This is a genomic window from Microbispora triticiradicis (assembly GCF_005864065.1).
GTDB classification, from domain to species: Bacteria; Actinomycetota; Actinomycetes; order Streptosporangiales; family Streptosporangiaceae; genus Microbispora; species Microbispora triticiradicis.
The window spans coordinates 80,422-96,766 of sequence record NZ_VANP01000019.1 but is presented as its reverse complement, the minus strand read 5'-3'; the positions used below and the strand labels follow the sequence as shown (position 1 = coordinate 96,766).

Annotated in this window: 17 protein-coding genes; 12 read left to right on the top strand and 5 right to left on the bottom strand. The window is 72.0% G+C overall.

The features are described 5' to 3' along the window. Nucleotides 1–27 precede the first annotated feature (27 nt). Nucleotides 28–297, top strand: coding sequence for an FMN-binding negative transcriptional regulator (locus FED44_RS38335; protein ID WP_341868640.1), 270 nt, complete (start codon nucleotides 28–30; stop codon nucleotides 295–297). Beyond that, a complete protein-coding gene (locus FED44_RS32310) occupies nucleotides 258–1,760 on the top strand; it encodes an AAA family ATPase (protein WP_138463038.1) in 1,503 nt (500 codons plus the stop codon). The genes FED44_RS38335 and FED44_RS32310 overlap by 40 nt, the downstream gene beginning before the upstream one ends. A gap of 151 nt (nucleotides 1,761–1,911) precedes the next feature. Here FED44_RS32310 and FED44_RS32305 read toward each other — a convergent pair whose 3' ends face one another. Beyond that, nucleotides 1,912–2,712: an ABC transporter permease gene (locus FED44_RS32305; protein WP_138463037.1), complete on the bottom strand. Its 801-nt coding sequence runs from the start codon at nucleotides 2,710–2,712 to the stop codon at nucleotides 1,912–1,914. Between the two features lie 29 nt (nucleotides 2,713–2,741). After that, a complete protein-coding gene (locus tag FED44_RS32300; RefSeq protein ID WP_138463036.1) occupies nucleotides 2,742–3,461 on the bottom strand; it encodes an ABC transporter ATP-binding protein in 720 nt (239 codons plus the stop codon). A gap of 164 nt (nucleotides 3,462–3,625) precedes the next feature. Between FED44_RS32300 and FED44_RS32295 the strand changes: the two genes are divergently transcribed. The 3 genes from FED44_RS32295 to FED44_RS32285 all read left to right on the top strand — a co-directional run bounded on the left by FED44_RS32295 (nucleotide 3,626) and on the right by FED44_RS32285 (nucleotide 6,690). Beyond that, nucleotides 3,626–4,804, top strand: a complete 1,179-nt coding sequence (locus tag FED44_RS32295) for a sensor histidine kinase (protein ID WP_138463035.1) — start codon at nucleotides 3,626–3,628, stop codon at nucleotides 4,802–4,804. Then, nucleotides 4,779–5,441, top strand: coding sequence for a response regulator (locus tag FED44_RS32290; RefSeq protein ID WP_244302452.1), 663 nt, complete (start codon nucleotides 4,779–4,781; stop codon nucleotides 5,439–5,441). Before FED44_RS32295 ends, FED44_RS32290 begins: the two co-directional genes overlap by 26 nt. Before the next feature lie 73 nt (nucleotides 5,442–5,514). Next, the gene (locus tag FED44_RS32285; protein WP_111700004.1) at nucleotides 5,515–6,690 is read left to right on the top strand and encodes an erythromycin esterase family protein; all 1,176 of its coding nucleotides are present in this window, start codon (nucleotides 5,515–5,517) and stop codon (nucleotides 6,688–6,690) included. Between the two features lie 65 nt (nucleotides 6,691–6,755). Here FED44_RS32285 and FED44_RS32280 read toward each other — a convergent pair whose 3' ends face one another. Beyond that, on the bottom strand, nucleotides 6,756–7,574 hold the full coding sequence (locus FED44_RS32280; RefSeq protein WP_111700003.1) for an alpha/beta fold hydrolase: 819 nt from the start codon (nucleotides 7,572–7,574) through the stop codon (nucleotides 6,756–6,758). 85 nt (nucleotides 7,575–7,659) lie between these two features. Between FED44_RS32280 and FED44_RS32275 the strand changes: the two genes are divergently transcribed. The 7 genes from FED44_RS32275 (at nucleotide 7,660) to FED44_RS32245 (ending at nucleotide 14,141) form a co-directional block, all read left to right on the top strand. Then, nucleotides 7,660–8,121: a MarR family winged helix-turn-helix transcriptional regulator gene (locus tag FED44_RS32275; protein WP_138463033.1), complete on the top strand. Its 462-nt coding sequence runs from the start codon at nucleotides 7,660–7,662 to the stop codon at nucleotides 8,119–8,121. A gap of 748 nt (nucleotides 8,122–8,869) precedes the next feature. Then, nucleotides 8,870–10,429: an S-methyl-5-thioribose-1-phosphate isomerase gene (gene mtnA, locus FED44_RS37840; protein WP_138463032.1), complete on the top strand. Its 1,560-nt coding sequence runs from the start codon at nucleotides 8,870–8,872 to the stop codon at nucleotides 10,427–10,429. Between the two features lie 8 nt (nucleotides 10,430–10,437). Next, complete coding sequence (mtnB, locus tag FED44_RS32265; RefSeq protein WP_167521653.1) at nucleotides 10,438–11,097, top strand: methylthioribulose 1-phosphate dehydratase; 660 nt, start codon at nucleotides 10,438–10,440, stop codon at nucleotides 11,095–11,097. Then, nucleotides 11,094–11,669, top strand: coding sequence for a 1,2-dihydroxy-3-keto-5-methylthiopentene dioxygenase (locus FED44_RS32260; protein WP_111699999.1), 576 nt, complete (start codon nucleotides 11,094–11,096; stop codon nucleotides 11,667–11,669). The genes mtnB and FED44_RS32260 overlap by 4 nt, the downstream gene beginning before the upstream one ends. After that, nucleotides 11,666–12,355, top strand: coding sequence for an acireductone synthase (mtnC, locus tag FED44_RS32255; RefSeq protein WP_111699998.1), 690 nt, complete (start codon nucleotides 11,666–11,668; stop codon nucleotides 12,353–12,355). Before FED44_RS32260 ends, mtnC begins: the two co-directional genes overlap by 4 nt. Nucleotides 12,356–12,439: 84 nt before the next feature. Then, nucleotides 12,440–13,285 carry an S-methyl-5'-thioadenosine phosphorylase gene (locus FED44_RS32250; protein WP_138463031.1) on the top strand — a complete coding sequence of 282 codons (846 nt, stop codon included), beginning with the start codon at nucleotides 12,440–12,442 and terminating at the stop codon, nucleotides 13,283–13,285. Between the two features lie 115 nt (nucleotides 13,286–13,400). Further along, nucleotides 13,401–14,141: a helix-turn-helix transcriptional regulator gene (locus FED44_RS32245; protein WP_138463030.1), complete on the top strand. Its 741-nt coding sequence runs from the start codon at nucleotides 13,401–13,403 to the stop codon at nucleotides 14,139–14,141. Here FED44_RS32245 and FED44_RS32240 read toward each other — a convergent pair. Next, nucleotides 14,050–15,054, bottom strand: a complete 1,005-nt coding sequence (locus tag FED44_RS32240) for a DMT family transporter (protein WP_138463029.1) — start codon at nucleotides 15,052–15,054, stop codon at nucleotides 14,050–14,052. The genes FED44_RS32245 and FED44_RS32240 overlap by 92 nt on opposite strands. Nucleotides 15,055–15,113: 59 nt before the next feature. Further along, complete coding sequence (gene kynU, locus FED44_RS32235) at nucleotides 15,114–16,343, bottom strand: kynureninase (protein WP_138463028.1); 1,230 nt, start codon at nucleotides 16,341–16,343, stop codon at nucleotides 15,114–15,116. Nucleotides 16,344–16,345 lie beyond the last annotated feature (2 nt).

Below are 16,345 nucleotides of genomic sequence, written 5' to 3'. Positions count from 1 at the left end.
TCATCGGCTGCGCGCCGGTGCCGGGCCATCAGACTCGCCGACGAGGCCACGATCCTGCCGCACCTCGCCCGGCCGAACCCGATCTGGTCGGCGATCGAGGAGAGCCCCGCCGTGGTCATGGCCGTGGCCGGCGACTGGGCATACATCGAGGGGGCGTGTGAAGCGCGGCCCGCCGACGGCGCCGATCTACCTGCGGGCCCCGTGGCCGAGGGGATAATCACCGGCGAAGCGCCGCGAAGCCTGTCACTGTGGATGGTATGGATCTCACCGACGCCGAGCACCTGGCTCGGGCGCTGAGCGACCTTCTGCACGAGGCCCGCCGGAGCATCGACGAGGGCAGGGAGCCTCCCGAGCTCGTGGCGCGGGTCACCGGGCACCTCGGGTGCGACCTGCGGCGCGTCGTGAACGTCGCCGAGAGCTTCCCCAGCTGGGAACACGTCAACCTGCAGCGCGGCACGGACGCGTACCTGGCGGCGTACAGCCCCGGCGCCGAGTGGGCCGGCGTCACCGGCCAGGGGCGTGAGCACACCGAACTCGTCGACATGCTCGTCAGCGCCGCCCGCGGCTGGGAGAGGTTCGAGCCGGGCGCGGTCGACTACGCGACGGCGGCGACCGGGCCCGACCGGACCACGGAGGTCGTCTCGCTCGGCCTGGTCCTGACCCGGTCTCCGCAGGGCGTTCCGGTGGTGCTGAGCCTGCGGGGCCCCCACGAGCACGGCGCGCCGGAGTGCCGGCTCGTCGTGCTCGCCCCCGACCGGGCGAGCGCGACCGCCACCCGCGACGAGGTCGAGCGTCTCATGCGCGCCGACGACGTCTACCGGGGGCAGGTCCTGTCGTTCCAGTGGAGCGAGCACCGGGGCAACGACCTCGTCACCTTCCTGCCCCGGCCGGACCTCGACGCCGAGCAGGTGATCCTGCCCGAAGGCGTGCTCGGCACGATCGAACGGCACATCGTCGGCATCGGCGAGCAGGCCGACCGGCTGCGCGCGTACGGACAGCACCTGAAGCGCGGCCTGCTGCTGCACGGCCCGCCCGGCACCGGCAAGACGCACACGGTCCGCTACCTCATGGGCCGGATGACCGGCTGCACGGTCATCGTGATGACGGGCGCCGCGATCCGCTTCGTCGCGCAGGCGGCCGGTCTCGCCCGGCGGCTGCAACCGGCGATCGTCGTGCTGGAGGACGTGGACCTGGTGGCCCGCGACCGCTCCTTCACCGAGGACGGCAATCCGCTGCTGTTCGCCCTGCTGGACGCCATGGACGGCGTGGGGGCGGACGCGGACATCACGTTCGTGCTCACCACGAACCGCGCGGACGTGCTGGAGCGGGCGCTGGCCGACCGTCCGGGCAGGGTGGACCTGGCCGTGGAGATTCCCCGGCCCGACGCGGCAGGCCGAGCCGCCCTGCTGCGCCTGTACGCGCGTGACCTGCGGCTGGAGGCCGACCTGGAACCGGTCGTCGCGAGGACCGAGGGCGCCACCGCGTCGTTCTTCAAGGAACTGCTGCGCCGGGCCGTGCTGTCCGCGCTGCGCGCCGGGGACGGGACCCCCGTGCTCACGGACGAGCACGTCGGGCGGGCGCTGGAGGAGATGCTGGGCGAGCGCGAGGCGCTGACCAGGTCCCTGATCGGCGCGGGGGATCGGGGCCCTGACGGCTACGAGGACGAGGAGGACGCGGCGGAGTTTCCGGTCATCACCGGTGGAGGCCCTGTGCCCGGTGCCTACGTTTCGAGGCTCCATCTCGATTTCGACGGGCCCTGACAGCAGCGCCGCGCCAAGCCGCCCGCGCCCCGCCCCGCCCCCGCCACGCCAAGCCGCCCGCGCCCCCGCCCCCGCGACGGCCCCGCCACGGCGACGGCCACGGGCGCCGGCCGGGCCGTCGGGTGAAGGCCGTCGCGGGGAAGGCCGCCGGTCAGATCACCTCCTTGCGGAGCACGCGGATCAGGCCGGCGGTCAGCGGGACGACGATCCACAGAGTGGCCGACGCCGCGAGCCGCGCGCCGTCGCTCCAGGTCAGGTCGCCGGTCATCAGGGGCGCGGACGTGGTGCCGAGATCGAGCCATCCGGCGAGGGCCGCGCCGCCCGGGCCGAGCCGGGCGGCCGCGCTCCAGAGCATCGGAGCCGTCAGGCAGATCACGATCGCGCTCGGCGCGTTCAGGAGCAGGGCGCCGAGGGCGAGCCCCGTCGCGGTCACCAGGACGTTCGCCCCGGTCCAGCCGAGCAGCGCGGCGGGATCGACGTCCCAGACGGCGGGAGTGTTCCGGACGCCCGCCGCGACGGCCGTCACCGGCACCGCGACCAGCATGGCCAGCAGCGAGAGCAGCACGGTCGCGGCCAGGGGCGGCACGCACTTGGCCGCGATGACGCGATGACGCCGTGGTTCGAGCGCGAAGGTGGTCAACGCGGTGCGGTGCGTCCACTCGCCGGTCATCGTGAGGATGCCGAGCACCGGGAGCAGGGTGCCGAGGGCGATCCCGGCCGTGAAGATCAGCCTCTGCGGTTCCGGGCTCACCACGGTGGCGCGTCCGGCGACGGACGCGACCACCAGCGCGACCAGGAGCACCGCGATGACCTTTCCGCTGCGGGTGTCGGCGAGCTTGCGGGTCTCGGCCCGCAGCAGCCTGCGAAAGGGGATGGGCAGGTCCTCGGTCGTCGTGCCGTCTTCCGCGGCCGTGGCGTGCGGGCCTTCGGGGCGGTGCGTGCGGGTGGTCATCCTGTGGTCCTCCGTAACCGGGCCGTGTGTCACTTGGGGGGCGCCGTGCGGGCGGTGTTCGCGGTCAGTTCGAGGAAAGTCCGTTCGAGGCCGCCGCCCCGGCCGAGTTCTGCGGCCGTGCCCCGGGCGAGCACGCGGCCCCGGCCGATCACGACGATGTGGTCCGCCACCTGCTCCACCTCGTGCAGGAGGTGTGAGCTGAGCAGCACCGCGCACCCGGCGCCGGCGAGGTCGCGCAGCAAGTGACGCATCCAGTGGATGCCCTGGGGATCGAGACCGTTGACGGGCTCGTCCAGGACGAGCACCTCGGGACGGCCGAGGAGCGCGTGCGCGATCCCGAGCCGCTGCCGCATGCCGAGTGAGTAACCGCCGACCCTCTGCCTGCTCTCCCGCTCGGTCAGCCCCACCAGGCCGAGCACCTCGCCGACCCGTGCGCGCGGCAGCCCGAGGGTGACCGCGCCGAGCGTCAGCACCTCCCTGCCGGTGTGGCCCGGGTGCCGGGCCCCGGCGTCGAGCAGCGTGCCCACCCGCAGCCCCGGGCAGGCCATCTCGGCGTACGGGCGGCCCAGAACGGTCGCCGTGCCCGAGGAGGGGCGGGCGAGCCCGATCAGGATGCGCAGGGCCGTCGACTTCCCGGCGCCGTTGGGGCCGAGGAAGCCGGTGACGCTCCCGGGCTCGACGGTGAAGGACACGTCGTCGAGCGCCTTCACCTTGCCGTAGTCCTTGCTGACGTGCCTGAACTCGATCACGGTGCCAGTTAATCGCGGGCCGGGCGGCCGCCGCATCAGACCCGGGGCCGCCGGCGGCCGACGTGAGGCGGTATGCCGGCGCTGACAATCGATACCTTCGGCTGCCCACACGTCGACCCAGGTCGCTGAACACCAGCTCAGCGCGGTCTCTAGGCTGTGGGGCTGTGCGTGCCCGACCGGAGTACCAGCCGCCCCTGGACAGGAGGGGCGTCGCGCTGCGCTACCTGTGCGCCGTGGTGCCCATGCTGTTCCACGGGGCGGTGCTGGCCTGGCTCGTCGCGCAGGACGGGAGCCGCCTCGCCCAGGCGCTGACCGACGTGGGGCTGGGCGTCCTCGGTCTGGTCCTGATGCGGTGGCGGCGCCGGTGGCCGTGGCAGATCGCGGTGGCGACCGTCCTGCTGACCGCCGTCTCCGCCACGGCGACCGGTCCCGCGCTGGTCGCGTACGTGTCGCTGGTGACCCATCGCCGGTGGAGCCGGACGATCCCCGTCGCGGTCGTGTCGGTGCTGTGCCTGCTGGCGGGCGCCGTCCAGGACGGGATCACCCAGGCCACCTACGTCTCCACGGTGTCGGGGGTGACGATCCTCGGCGCGCTCACGTTCTTCGGCCTCTACCTGCGCGGACGCCGCGACCTGGAGCTCTCGCTGCGGGAGCGGGCGCTGGCCGTCGAGCGCGAGCAGCGTCAGCGGATCGAGCAGGCACGGCTGGCGGAGCGCGTCAAGATCGCGCAGGAGATGCACGACGTGCTCGCGCACCGGATCTCCCTGCTGGCGATGCTGGCCGGAGGACTGGCGTACCGGACGGACCTCACACCTGAGCAGACGCGTGAGGCCGCGCTGGCCATTCAGGAGAACGCGCACCAGTCGCTCAACGAGCTGCGCACGGTGCTGGGCACCCTCCGCGACGACGGCGAGCTGGAGGCGCCGCAGCCCGGCCTGGACCACCTGGACGCGCTGTTCGGCGAGGTCCGCGCCGCCGGTCAGCGGGTGGAGGTGGACGACAGCGTCGACGGCCGGGACCGGCTTCCCGCACCGACGGGCCGGCACGCGTACCGGATCGTGCAGGAGGCCCTCACCAACGCGCGCAAGCACGCGCCGGGCAGCCTGGTCACCACGGAACTCGGCGGCCGGCCGGGGGAGGGCCTGCGGATCCGGGTGACGAACCCGGCCAGGCCCGGCTCGTCCCCAGGGCCGGGTGGCAGGCTGGGCCTGGTGGGCCTGGCGGAACGGACCCGGATGGCCGGCGGCACCCTCAGCCACACGATCCGGGATGGTTGTTTCATCCTCGATGTCCGATTGCCATGGGAGAGTGCGGAGCGTGACCCGACTGGTGCTGGTGGATGACGACCCGATGGTGCGGACCGGCCTGCGACTGATCCTCGGCGGAGAACCCGACCTGGAGATCGTCGGCGAGGCGGAGGACGGGCGGCGGGCCATGGAGGTGATCCGCGACCTGCGCCCCGACCTCGTGCTGCTGGACATCCGGATGCCCGGCCAGGACGGGCTGACCACCACCGAGATGCTGCGAGCCTGGCCGGAGCCGCCGCGGATCCTCGTGCTCACCACGTTCGACGCCGACGAGATGGTGCTGCGGGCGCTGCGGCTCGGCGCGGACGGCTTCCTGCTGAAGGACACCCCGCCGCCCCGGATGATCGAGGCGGTCCGCGCCGTCGCGAGAGGCGAGCCCGTGCTGTCCCCGAGCGTCGCCAGGCAGGTGATCGCCGCGGCCACCGCCGGACGGGAACCGGCCCGTCCGCAGGCGCGGACGGAACTCGGCAGGCTGACCGAGCGGGAACTGGAGGTCGCGGTCGAGGTGGCCCGGGGCAGCTCCAACACCGAGATCGCCGAGCGCCTCTACATGAGCGTCGCCACCGTGAAGGCGAACGTGACCAGGATCTTCGCCAAGCTCGGCGCCGAGAACCGCGTGCAGGTGGCCATGAGGGTACGCGACGCGGGCCTCCTGGGAGACACCGCGGATTGAGAGTTCTGCCCCGGCGAACGGGGAACTTCACCGGGGAAGCCTAAACGAATGGTTCAACGATACCGTTGAGATCATGGACATCAATGACTTAGCCCGCCCGCTCGACGGCGCGGCCGTCTCGGCGTTCCTCCGATCGCTGCCGGCCGAACCCCTGCTGCTCGGACTTGGCGAGGCAAGGCACGGGGTGGAGGCGTTGCTCGAACTGCGCAACGACATCTTCCGGCATCTGGTCGAGCACGAGGGCTACCGGTCGTTCGCCATCGAGAGCGACTGTCTCATGGGCCTGGTGGTGGACGGCTACGTCACGACGGGCGCGGGCAGCCTCGACGACGTCATGGAACGCGGCTTCAGCCACGGCTTCGGCGCCTACCCGGCCAACCGCGAGCTCGTCCGCTGGATGCGCGCCTACAACGAGGAGCACGACGAGAGGCTCCGGTTCTTCGGCTTCGACGGCCCGCTGGAGATCAGCGGCGCCGCGAGCCCGCGCGAGGCGCTCACCGGCCTGTACGGCTATCTCGCCGAGCGGCTGGACCCCTCGTTGCTCCCCTGCGCCCCCGAGACCCTGGACGAGCTTCTCGGCCCGGACGACCGGTGGACGAACCCCGCCGCCGCCCTGGATCCGTCCCAGTCGATCGGACGGTCCGCCGAGGCGCAGCGGCTGCGGCTGATCGCCGACGACCTGGTGGCGTTCCTCGACGCGCAGGCGCCGCAGCTCGGCGGGCCGGACGAGGACCTGGCGGCCCTGTACGGACGCACCGCCACCGGCCTGCTCCGTTACCACCACTGGATCGCCGACACGTCGCCGGCCCGGCTCACCTGGCTGATGAGCCTGCGCGACCAGATGATGGCCGCCAACCTGCGGGCCGTCGCCGGGCACGGCCCCGCCCTGGTCTTCGCGCACAACCGTCACCTGCAGCGGGACAAGAGCTTCCTGCTCCTGGGCGACGCGCCGGTGGAGTGGTGGAGCGCGGGGGCCATCGCGGGCGTGGGCATGGGCGACCGGTACGCCTTCCTGGCCTCGGCCTTCGGCACGGTCGGCGGCGACGTCCCGCCCCCGGACACCGTCGAGGGCCTGCTGTCGGAGGTCCCGCCGGGCCGCTCCCTCGTCGACGCCCGCCGCCTGGCCGAAGCCCTCCTCGAGCCGAGCCCGCGCGTCTCGCGGGACTTCGCCTACTTCCCCCTCGACCCCGCCCAGCTCCACACGATCGACGGCATCGTCTTCCTGAAGGAGACCGGCCGCCTGGACTGACCCGCCCCGCACCGAGATCAGCCGTCTCGCGCGTACGCCGGGGGAGCCCGGTCGCGGCCCGTCGTTCAGGCGGCCAGGAGATCGAGGATCCGGGTGGCGTACGCGCGGGGGTGGGTCGTGTTCCCGTTGTGGCCGCCGGGGAACTCCCGCGCCTCCACGCCGAGGAGGGCGGCGAGCTCGTGCGCGCACCGGTAGTCGAAGACGTGCCGGGGCGTGGTGCGCCCGAAGGCCGGGATGACACGGACCGGCGTGTCCCCGAGCGCGGCGACGTCGAGCGTGTCGCGGACCACGGCGCCGAAGTCGTTGCGGATGAAGAAGTCGAAGCCGGCCCGCCTCCGGTCGTCCAGCGGATGCGGGGTCAGTCCGGGCTCGGTGTCCTGGGCCACGGGGTCGATGCCCAGCGCCGCGGCGATCTCGCCGAAGGCCTCGGCGAGGCCGCGCTCGCGGTAGAGGTCCTGTAGTTCCTCCAGCTCCCGGATGTGGCGGACGCGTTCGGGAGCCGGGAGGAGGCCGGGAGCGACCGGCTCGTGCGCGATCAGGGTGTCCAGCTGCTCCGGATGCTCGACGGCCAGGTGCAGCCCGATGACGGCGCCGAAGCTGCATCCGAGCATGTGCGCCGGCCGGTCGGTCACCGCGGCGAGCAGGCGATGGACGTCGTCCACGTGGTCGGCCATGCTCGCCCCCCGGTCCGGGTCGTCCAGTGCGCTGCGAGACAGCCCGCGCCGGTCGTAGGTGATCACGGTGTGGTCCCCGGCGAGGTGCCGGACCAGGTCGGTGGTGCGATCGGCGTCGCCCTCCCCGCTCTGCGAGATCAGGAGCACGGGACCGGTGCCGTGCACCTCGTAGTACAGGGTCGCGCCGTTCGCGCGCAGCAAGCCGCTCATCTGGTCATCCCTTCAGGACAGGTGGCCTCGGCGCACACCATAATCCATCAAACTTGATGTATCAAGGATGATGTACTGTGGGAGAGTGAACGGAGTAGACCTCTTCCTGCTCGGCAGGACCCTTATGAAGATCGGCGAAGAGGCCATGCCGGTCGAGGACATCACCCCGTCGAGAACGACGCAGGCCGCGAGTCTCCGGACGGTGCTGGTGGTCGTGGCCGATCTTCGCGCCCACCCGGAGGCCTCCGTCGGGGAGATCGCGACGCGGACGGGACTGCCACAGAGCGCTGTGTCGGCGGCCGTCGCCCGGCTGAAGGAGGCCGGGGCGGTCGTGACGGCCCCCGATCCGGCCGACCGCCGCCGGGTCGTGATCAGGACGGCGCCCGAGGTCTCGGACCGGGTGGAGGCCGTGCGGGCGGCCGGTGTCGAAGGGCCCCTGGCGGCGGCTCTGGGGACGGAGGATCCGGCGCGGGTCGCCGAGGTCGTCGCGGCGCTCGAGTTCCTCGCAGGCCGCCTCGCTCCGGGATCGGCCCCGCGCCGTCCCTGACGGGCGGGAGGCCGGCGGTCGCCGGGCTCTGCGCCGTTCGTCGTCGCGTTCACACCCGAGCGCGGCATCAACCCCGGCCGCTACCGGGCCATGTACCCGCCTACCACCAATTTCGGTGGTCGCGGGCCGCCATCGAATGGTTTCGGCATTCCCGCCTGGATATGAGTTCCGAGTTCATGAGGCGGATCACCTTCTGTTCGGGATCGCCTCGGCTTTCAGTACGACGCGCTTCTCCTCATGCCCGACCGAAAGGCCGGCGCGAACTCGTTGGATTCGACGCGGAGAGCCGGTGCGCGCAGGAGCCGCTGAAGCGATTTCGGGCTGCTGAGTGCGGGTGTGACAGGCCCTGATATGGGCCGACGCCGCTGCCGTCCGGGACCGGAAATATATCGGTCTTTCTTAGTCCTCCGTTTTCGGATGAGTCCGCGATTCGCCGCGAAGCGTGACGGAATGCGACCTTCCCGATAGTGCTGCCATCGACGATTGCGGTGGTCCGTTGCCTTTTCGAGCGCCGGGTTGACTGATCCTTACACTCAATATTAAGGTATATGTCAGGATTGTCGGTTTCGTTCCCATCCCTTCGGTCCGCGTGGCGCGGCAGGGCTGTCGAAGTATTCGGGGGTTCCATGACGAGGGAAAAACGCGTGCGTCGGCGTCCGTACGACGATGAATTTCCTGAATTCCCTCCCGCGACGCGCCGGGGCATGGCCCCCGTGATCCACCCTGTCTTTGCGGAGGGGGAGATCTGATGGCCGGGAACCGGCTGACGACCTCACTCGGCTGGGACGACGGCGCCGTGGTCGCCGTCGACCAGCGCGCGCTTCCCCATGAGTACCGGTTGCTGCGGCTGGAATCGGTCGAGCACCTGGTCGAGGCCATCCGATCCCTCGCGATCCGTGGGGCCCCGGCGATCGGGCTGGCCGGAGCGCTGGGAGTGGCGCTGTCCGTGCGGCGGCATTCCAACGGGAGGACCGTCGACGTGCGGGCCGTCCACCACGACGCCACGCTCCTGGCCGAGGCGCGGCCCACCGCGGTCAACCTCCGCTGGGGGGTGAGCCGGGCGTTGCGCCGTCTCCCGGACGGCCCGGAAGGCGTTCTGGCCGAGGCGTTGGCCATGCTCGACGAGGACGCCGCGACCAACCGGTCGGCCGCCGGACGGGCCGCGGATCTGGTGATCTCCCTGACGGCGGATCGCCCCGCCCGGATTCTCACCCACTGCAACACCGGCCGCCTGGCCACCGCCGCGGTCGGCACCGCTCTCGGCGCCATCCTCGAACTGGCCGGCCGGGGCCGGGTCGAGGAGGTGCTGGTCGACGAGACCAGGCCCCTGCTCCAGGGGGCGCGCCTCACCACCTGGGAGCTCGGCGAGGCGGGCGTGCCCCACAGGCTGTGCGTGGACGCCGCCGCGGCCGCCGCCATGGCGCGGGGACTGGTCGACTGCGTGCTCGTGGGGGCGGACCGGATCGCGGTGAACGGCGACGTCGCCAACAAGATCGGCACCTACGGGCTCGCCCTGGCCGCGGCCCGTCACGGTGTCCCCTTCATCGTCGTCGCGCCGGAGTCCACGTGTGACCCGACCCTGGCCGACGGATCGGGGATCGTGCTGGAGGAGCGGGGCCCCGAGGAGGTGACCGGCTTCGGCGGGGTCCAGGTGGCCCCCGCCCGCTCCGCCGTGTTCAACCCCGCGTTCGACGTCACACCCGCGGAGCTGATCACCGCCATAGTCACGGAACGGCGGGTGATACGCCCCCAGGGTGACGGAGACGGCGACCGGGGTTCACTGGCGGAGCGGGTGGCGGCACAGACCCGGGAGGTCGCCGACTTCCCCTTCCCCGGAGTCCGCTTCCAGGACCTGTCGGGCGTCTACGCGCAGCCCCGGTTGGTGCGGGACCTGGCGCATGCTCTGGCCGGCGCGTACAGGGGACGCTTCGATCACGTTCTCGCCGTCGAGGCGCGCGGATTCCTGCTCGGCATGGCGGTGGCACAGGCGTCGGCGAAACCGCTGACGCTGTGCCGCAAGCCCGGCAAACTCCCCGGCCCCCTGCACACCGTCTCCTACGACCTGGAGTACGGGACCGACACTCTGCAGATACAGCGCGATCGGATCCCTCCGGACGCGCGGGTGCTCGTCGTGGACGACATGCTGGCCACCGGGGGGACCCTGGCCGCCGCGGAGAAGCTGGTCACGGCCGGCGGGGGGCGGGTCTGCGGGCACGGAGTCGTACTGGAGATCGCCGCGCTGGCCGGGCGGCGGCGACTCTACCCGTCGCAGGTCTTCGCGGTGCACACGGTGGGCGGTGCCCAATGATCACAAACGTGGACCACGACGTCGCCGCCCGGTCCCTGGCGGAGACGGCCCGTGAACTGTACGCGCGAGGCTGGATGGAGGGAACGGCGGGCAATCTGTCCACGCGCCTGCCCAACGAGGCCGGCCATGCGCTGATAACGGCCAGTGGCCGCGGCAAGGGCAGGCTCACGGCGGCCGACACGGTGGAGGTCCGCATCGCGACTGGGGCGCCGGTCAGGCCGGACGCGCCCCGGCCCTCGGCGGAGACCGCGATCCACATGGCGCTGTTACGCCTCTTCGGCGATTGCGGCGCGGTCGTGCACGCACACCCGCCCTACGCCACCATCGCCGCGGCCCATGCGTGGGAGAGCGATACGGAGGCGGAGATTCCCCTCATCCGCTTCCGCGACTTCGAGCTCATCAAGGGGTTCGGGGTCCGTGATCCGGCCGAGGTGGCGGTCCCGGTGTTCCCCAACTGGCCTCGGGTCGCCCGGATCGGCGAGGACATCGAAACGCACTTCACCGGCCTGACACCGGGATTCCCCACCGTGCTGCTGATCGCCCATCACGGGGCGACCGCCTGGGGGCCCGACCTGGACAGCGCACGTGACCGGCTGGAATGCCTGGAAGCACTGTGCCGGCTCCGGTATCTGAACTCCGTGGCTACAACGATTCAGGAGACTCCATGACCATGCTCCGCGTCTTCGCCGAAGACGGCCGTCCCCTCTCCCAGACCAGGGATCAGAGCGAGATCGCCCGGCGACTGGCACCTCTGGGAATCCGATTCGAGCAGTGGGCCGCCGCCGCCCGGCTGTCCTCCACCGCGGGCCAGGACGAGGTGCTGGAGGCCTACCGCGCCGACGTCGACCGGCTCAGCGCGGAGAACGGCTACCGGTTGGTGGACGTGGTGCGCATGCACCCCGGAGAGGCGGACGCGTCCCGGGAGGCGGAGATCGCCCAGGCGAGGGAGAAGTTCCTCAGCGAGCACGCCCACGCCGAGGACGAGGTGCGCTTCTTCGTCGAAGGGCGCGGCTGCTTCTATCTCCACCTGGACGACCGGGTGTACGCGGTGGTCTGCGAGGCCGGAGACCTGCTGGGAGTGCCGGCGGGCACCCGGCACTGGTTCGACATGGGCCGGGCGCCGCATTTCTGCGCCATCCGGTTCTTCCAGGAGGAGGACGGCTGGCTCGCCGAATTCACGGGGAACCCGATCGCCACCCGGATCCCCTACCTCGACGAGCTGCTCGCGCCGGTCCCGTGAGCGACGCCATCGTGGTGGACATCGAAGGAACCACGAGTTCCGGCTCCCATGTCCACACCCAGCTCTTCCCCTACTCCCACAGGCGCGTCCCCGAGTGGATCCGGAGACCGGACCCCGGCGTCGCCGCGATCGTCGAGGAGGTTCGCGCCGTGGCCGGTCGTCCGGGCGCGTCCCTCAGCGAGGTCGCCGCCATCCTTCGCGGCTGGATCGACGCGGACGTCAAGGCGGCTCCGCTCAAGACCCTGCAGGGGCTCATCTGGGAGGCCGGATTCACCTCCGGGGAACTGACCTCGCACCTCTACCCGGACGTGCCCCACGCCCTGCGGGACTGGCACGCGCACGGGCGCCGGCTGTACGTGTACTCCTCGGGGTCCGTGCTCGCGCAGCGCCTGTGGTTCCGCCATACCCCGTACGGCGATCTCTCCCAGTGCCTCTCGGGGTACTTCGACATCCGCAACGCCGGCCCCAAGCGAGAGGCGGCCTCCTACGCCGCCATCACGGCCGCCATCGGCGTTCCCGGCCCGCGGACGCTGTTCCTCTCCGACACGCCGGACGAACTGGACGCCGCCCGGCGGGCGGGCTGGCGGACGGCACAGGTTCTCCGTCCCGAGGAGGGGGCGGCCCCGGCACCGGGGCACGTCCAGGTGACCGGCTTCCACGAGGTGGCGGAGGCGGCGGCCTGGTAGCCGCGCCCTCCCCTCCCCGCGACGGCGGCCGCGTCCCCTCCCACCCTCGGGCCGCGTCCGACGACACCCCCTGGAAAGGTGATCATGGTTGACCATACCACTGCGCGGGGCTCCGGCGAGGCTCCCGACGCGGAGATCGCCGTCATCGGCGGCAGCGGCTTCTACTCCTTCATCGAGGACCCCCAGGAGTTCCGGCTGACGACCCCGTACGGCGAGCCCTCCGACGCGGTCGCCGTCGGCAGGGTCGGCGGACGAATGGTGGCCTTTCTCCCGCGCCACGGCCGCGGCCACGAGCATCCTCCGCATCGCATCAACTACCGGGCGAACATGTGGGCGCTGCGGTCGCTCGGGGTCCGGCAGGTCCTCGCGCCCTGCGCGGTCGGCTCGCTCCGGCCCGAGCACGGCCCCGGCACGCTCGTCGTCCCCGACGGACTCGTCGACCGCACCAGCGGCCGGGCCCAGACCTACTTCGACACCGGCGCCGTCCACGTGCCGTTCGCGGACCCGTACTGCCCGGTCGGCCGCGGCATCGTGGTGAAGACGGCCACCGAGTCCTGGGGCGAGATCGTCGACGGCGGCGCCATGGTCGTCGTCGAGGGGCCGCGTTTCTCCACCCGCACGGAGTCCCAGTGGTACGCCCGGCAGGGGTGGTCCCTGGTCAACATGACCGGCCACCCGGAAGCCGTCCTCGCCAGGGAGCTCGCGCTGTGCTACACGCCCGTCGCGCTCGTCACCGACTTCGACGCCGGCATCGACGCGGAGAGCGCGGTGAGCCAGGCGGAGGTCTTCCGTGTCTTCTCGGCCAACATCGAGCGGCTGCGGGGTTTCCTGCGCGAGGTCGTGCGGGCGCTGCCCACCGAGAGGAACTGTCTCTGCGCGCACGCCCACGACGGCATCGAACTTCCCTTCCCGCTGCCGGGCCGGCACTGATCGCCGCGTGGTCGCCGGGCGAGGCCTCGCCCGGGGTGCCGGTCGTGACGGGATCGATGTGACCGTGGTGACCCACCCGCACCCGTCCGTCCCAACTGAGGAGTGTCGATCTCACGTGTCCACGCTCGACCTGGATCAATCCTCGATCGAGTTCCACCGGATGATCGCGCGGAAAGACGTCGTCGGCCTCGAACTGCTGAGCACCGCCGAGGCGGTGCAGGCGCACCTCGCCGACGCCGCGAAGCGGTGCACCGGCGAGGTGCTGGCGGTCTACGCCTGCGGCTTCCCCTCGCAGAGCGTCCTGCGCGGCTCGGCCGAACGGGACTTCGGCGCCGTCGCGCGAGGCGCTCGGATGAAGGTCTGCTGGCAGCACTCGATGATCGCCAGCACCCGCCTGACCTGGTACGTCGACGCCGCCCGCGGCCTGGGGGCCGAGATCCGCGGCTGCGACCAGTCGCCCCACCGTTTCGTCATCTACGACGACGTTGTCTTCTTTCCCCGGGACGCGCTGGCCGAGGACGAGCCCGGCGCGGTCATGACGCGGGCTCCCGCCGCGGTCGAGTACTTCCGGGCGCAGCACCGCTTCTACTGGTCGGGAGGCAGGCCCGTCGCCGCGGCGGGGGAGGCGGGCGAGGCGGACGAGTTCATCGAGAGCGACCTCGCGCGGGACATCGTCCGGCTGCTGGCCCAGGGTGAGAAGGACGAGGTGGTCTCCCGCAAGCTCGGCATCTCCCTGCGTACCTGCCGGGCGCACGTCGCACGGATCATGAAGGTGCTCGGCGCCAGGAGTCGCTTCCAGGCGGGGGTGTACGCGGCTCGGACGGGACTGGCCGGGGACTCTTCCCGCCGGCGGTGAGGCGGTCGCCGGCGCGACGGACGGCCGCCACCGCGATGCCCGCCGCGATCAGCGCGGCGCCCGCCACGTGGAAGGCGTGGATGCGCTCCCCGAGGGCGAAGAAGGCCAGCACCGCTCCGAAGACCGGCATCAGATGGAGGAACTGCCCCGCCCGCGCCCCGCCGACGAGCTCGACTCCGCGGTTGTAACAGAAGTAGGACAGGATCGAGGGGATCAGAGCCACGTAGGCGACGGCGGCGACGGCCCCCGCGGTGACGTGGACGACGTGCCCGCCGCCGGCTTCGGCCACGGCCAGGGGCGCCAGCATGAGAGCGCCGAGGCCGAACGTGACCGTCAGGAGGCTCACCGGGTTCACCTGGGGCCTGCGGCGCAGCAGGGCGGTGTAGAGGGCGTAGCTCACCACGGCCACGAAGATCCATCCGTCGCCCGCCCGCAGCCGCAGGCCACCGGACCCCAGCGGACTGCCCTGGGTGACCACGAGCCAGACCCCGGCCAGGGAGACGACGAGCCCTGCCACCTGGGCGACGCCCGGCCGCTCGCGGAACAACGCGAACGCGAACACCACGATCAGTAGCGGCATGACCGACTGCATCAGCAGCGCGTTGATCGCCGTGGTCGTCTGCAGCCCGGTGTAGATCAGGGTGTTGTACGCGGCGACGCCGAAGATCGACAGCGCCAGCACCGTCACCCAGTGCCGGACGAGGATCCGCCGATCCTGCCGCAGCTTCCGCCATCCGAACGGGAGGAGGACGACGAACGCCGTCAGCCAGCGCAGGAAGGCCAGGGTCGCCGGCGGGACCGAGTCGTGGACGAGCCTCCCGACGATGAAGTTGCCCGACCAGCCGAGCACGGCGAGACAGAGAAGCGGAACCGGGGATCCGTAAAGCCTTCCTGCCAGCCCGCCCGGTCGCATCCGTCTCCTCCATCCCTCGGCCGGCGGTTCGGCCGCGAGCCCCGTCGGCACGCGTCCGGTCACCCGCCGGCGACTCCGTACGTCAGGGAGCGGTGCTCGCTCGTCAGGAGCCGCTCCAGGACCGCGACAGCGTCCCATACATCGACATAGCGATTGAACAACGGAGACGGGGCCAGGCGCAGGAGTTCGGGCGACCGGAACTCCACCGCGATTCCATGGGCCGCGAGGCCCCGCGCGAGCCGCTCCGCGGCCGGGTGCCGGAGCGCGACGTGTCCGCCCCGGCGGGCGGGGTCGGCGGGGGTCGGCACCTCGACCGAGAGCGGGCCCAGCCGCCCGGTCGTCAGCTCGATGAGCCAGCCGGTGAGCGCGGTCGACTTGGCCCGCACCATGCCGGGATCGGCCTCGCCGGCCAGCGCGACACCCTCGTCGAGCGCGACGAGGCTGAGCAGCGGGGGACAGCCCGTGGTCAGGCGCCCGACGCCGGGGTCGGGGCGGTACTCCGCTTCGAAGGCGAACGGATCCGCGTGGCCGAGCCAGCCGGTGATGGGCTGCTCGAATCCGGGGAGCAGCCGCGAGGCGACGTACATGTAGCCGGGCGCGCCCGGTCCGCCGTTGAGGTACTTGTATCCGCACCCGACGGCCAGGTCCGCGCCGTCGGCGTCCAGGGCCAGCGGCAGCACGCCCGCGCTGTGCGACAGGTCCCACAGGACCAGGGCGCCCGCGGCGTGTGCCCGCTCGTTGATCTCCTTCATCGGCAGGATCTCGGCCGTCCGGTAGTCGGCGTGGCTCAGCATGACCACGGCGACGTCGTCGTCCAGCGCGTCGAGGAGATCCGGGGCGGGGACCCGGCGCACCCGGGCGTCCGGGTGGACATGGGCGGCGATCCCGTCCGCTATGTAGAGGTCGCTCGGGAAGTTGCCGGAATCGGTGAGGACGGTCCGCCGGGTGCTGCTCCGCAACGCGCCGCAGAGCAGCTTGAAGAGGTTGACCGAGGTGGACTCGCCCACCACGACCTGCCCGGGCCCGGCGCCGACGAGCCGTCCGATGCGGTCTCCCACCGTACGGGGCAGGTCGAGCCAGCCGTGCTTCCACCAGCCGGAGTTCATGTCGTCGCGCCAGTCCTGCCCGACGAGTCTGGCGAGCCGGTTCCACGTGCTCTTGGGAGGAGCACCCAGCGAGTTCCCGTTGAGGAAGACGCGATCGCCGGGCAGATCGAACCTGGCGCGGAACGACGACAGCGGGTCGGCCTGGTCCAGGGCTTCGAAGAAGGATCTGTCGAGGGCCGCCATCG

Bases quoted from the DNA above. Each gene is read 5' to 3' on its own strand.
- FED44_RS32240 (WP_138463029.1), bottom strand. From the start codon at position 15,054: ATGCGACCGGGCGGGCTGGCAGGAAGGCTTTACGGATCCCCGGTTCCG.
- FED44_RS32250 (WP_138463031.1), top strand. From the start codon at position 12,440: ATGGTTGACCATACCACTGCGCGGGGCTCCGGCGAGGCTCCCGACGCG.
- FED44_RS32285 (WP_111700004.1), top strand. From the start codon at position 5,515: ATGGACATCAATGACTTAGCCCGCCCGCTCGACGGCGCGGCCGTCTCG.
- FED44_RS32280 (WP_111700003.1), bottom strand. From the start codon at position 7,574: ATGAGCGGCTTGCTGCGCGCGAACGGCGCGACCCTGTACTACGAGGTG.
- FED44_RS32260 (WP_111699999.1), top strand. From the start codon at position 11,094: ATGACCATGCTCCGCGTCTTCGCCGAAGACGGCCGTCCCCTCTCCCAG.
- FED44_RS32310 (WP_138463038.1), top strand. From the start codon at position 258: ATGGATCTCACCGACGCCGAGCACCTGGCTCGGGCGCTGAGCGACCTT.
- mtnA (WP_138463032.1), top strand. From the start codon at position 8,870: ATGGCCGGGAACCGGCTGACGACCTCACTCGGCTGGGACGACGGCGCC.
- kynU (WP_138463028.1), bottom strand. From the start codon at position 16,343: ATGGCGGCCCTCGACAGATCCTTCTTCGAAGCCCTGGACCAGGCCGAC.
- FED44_RS32305 (WP_138463037.1), bottom strand. From the start codon at position 2,712: ATGACCACCCGCACGCACCGCCCCGAAGGCCCGCACGCCACGGCCGCG.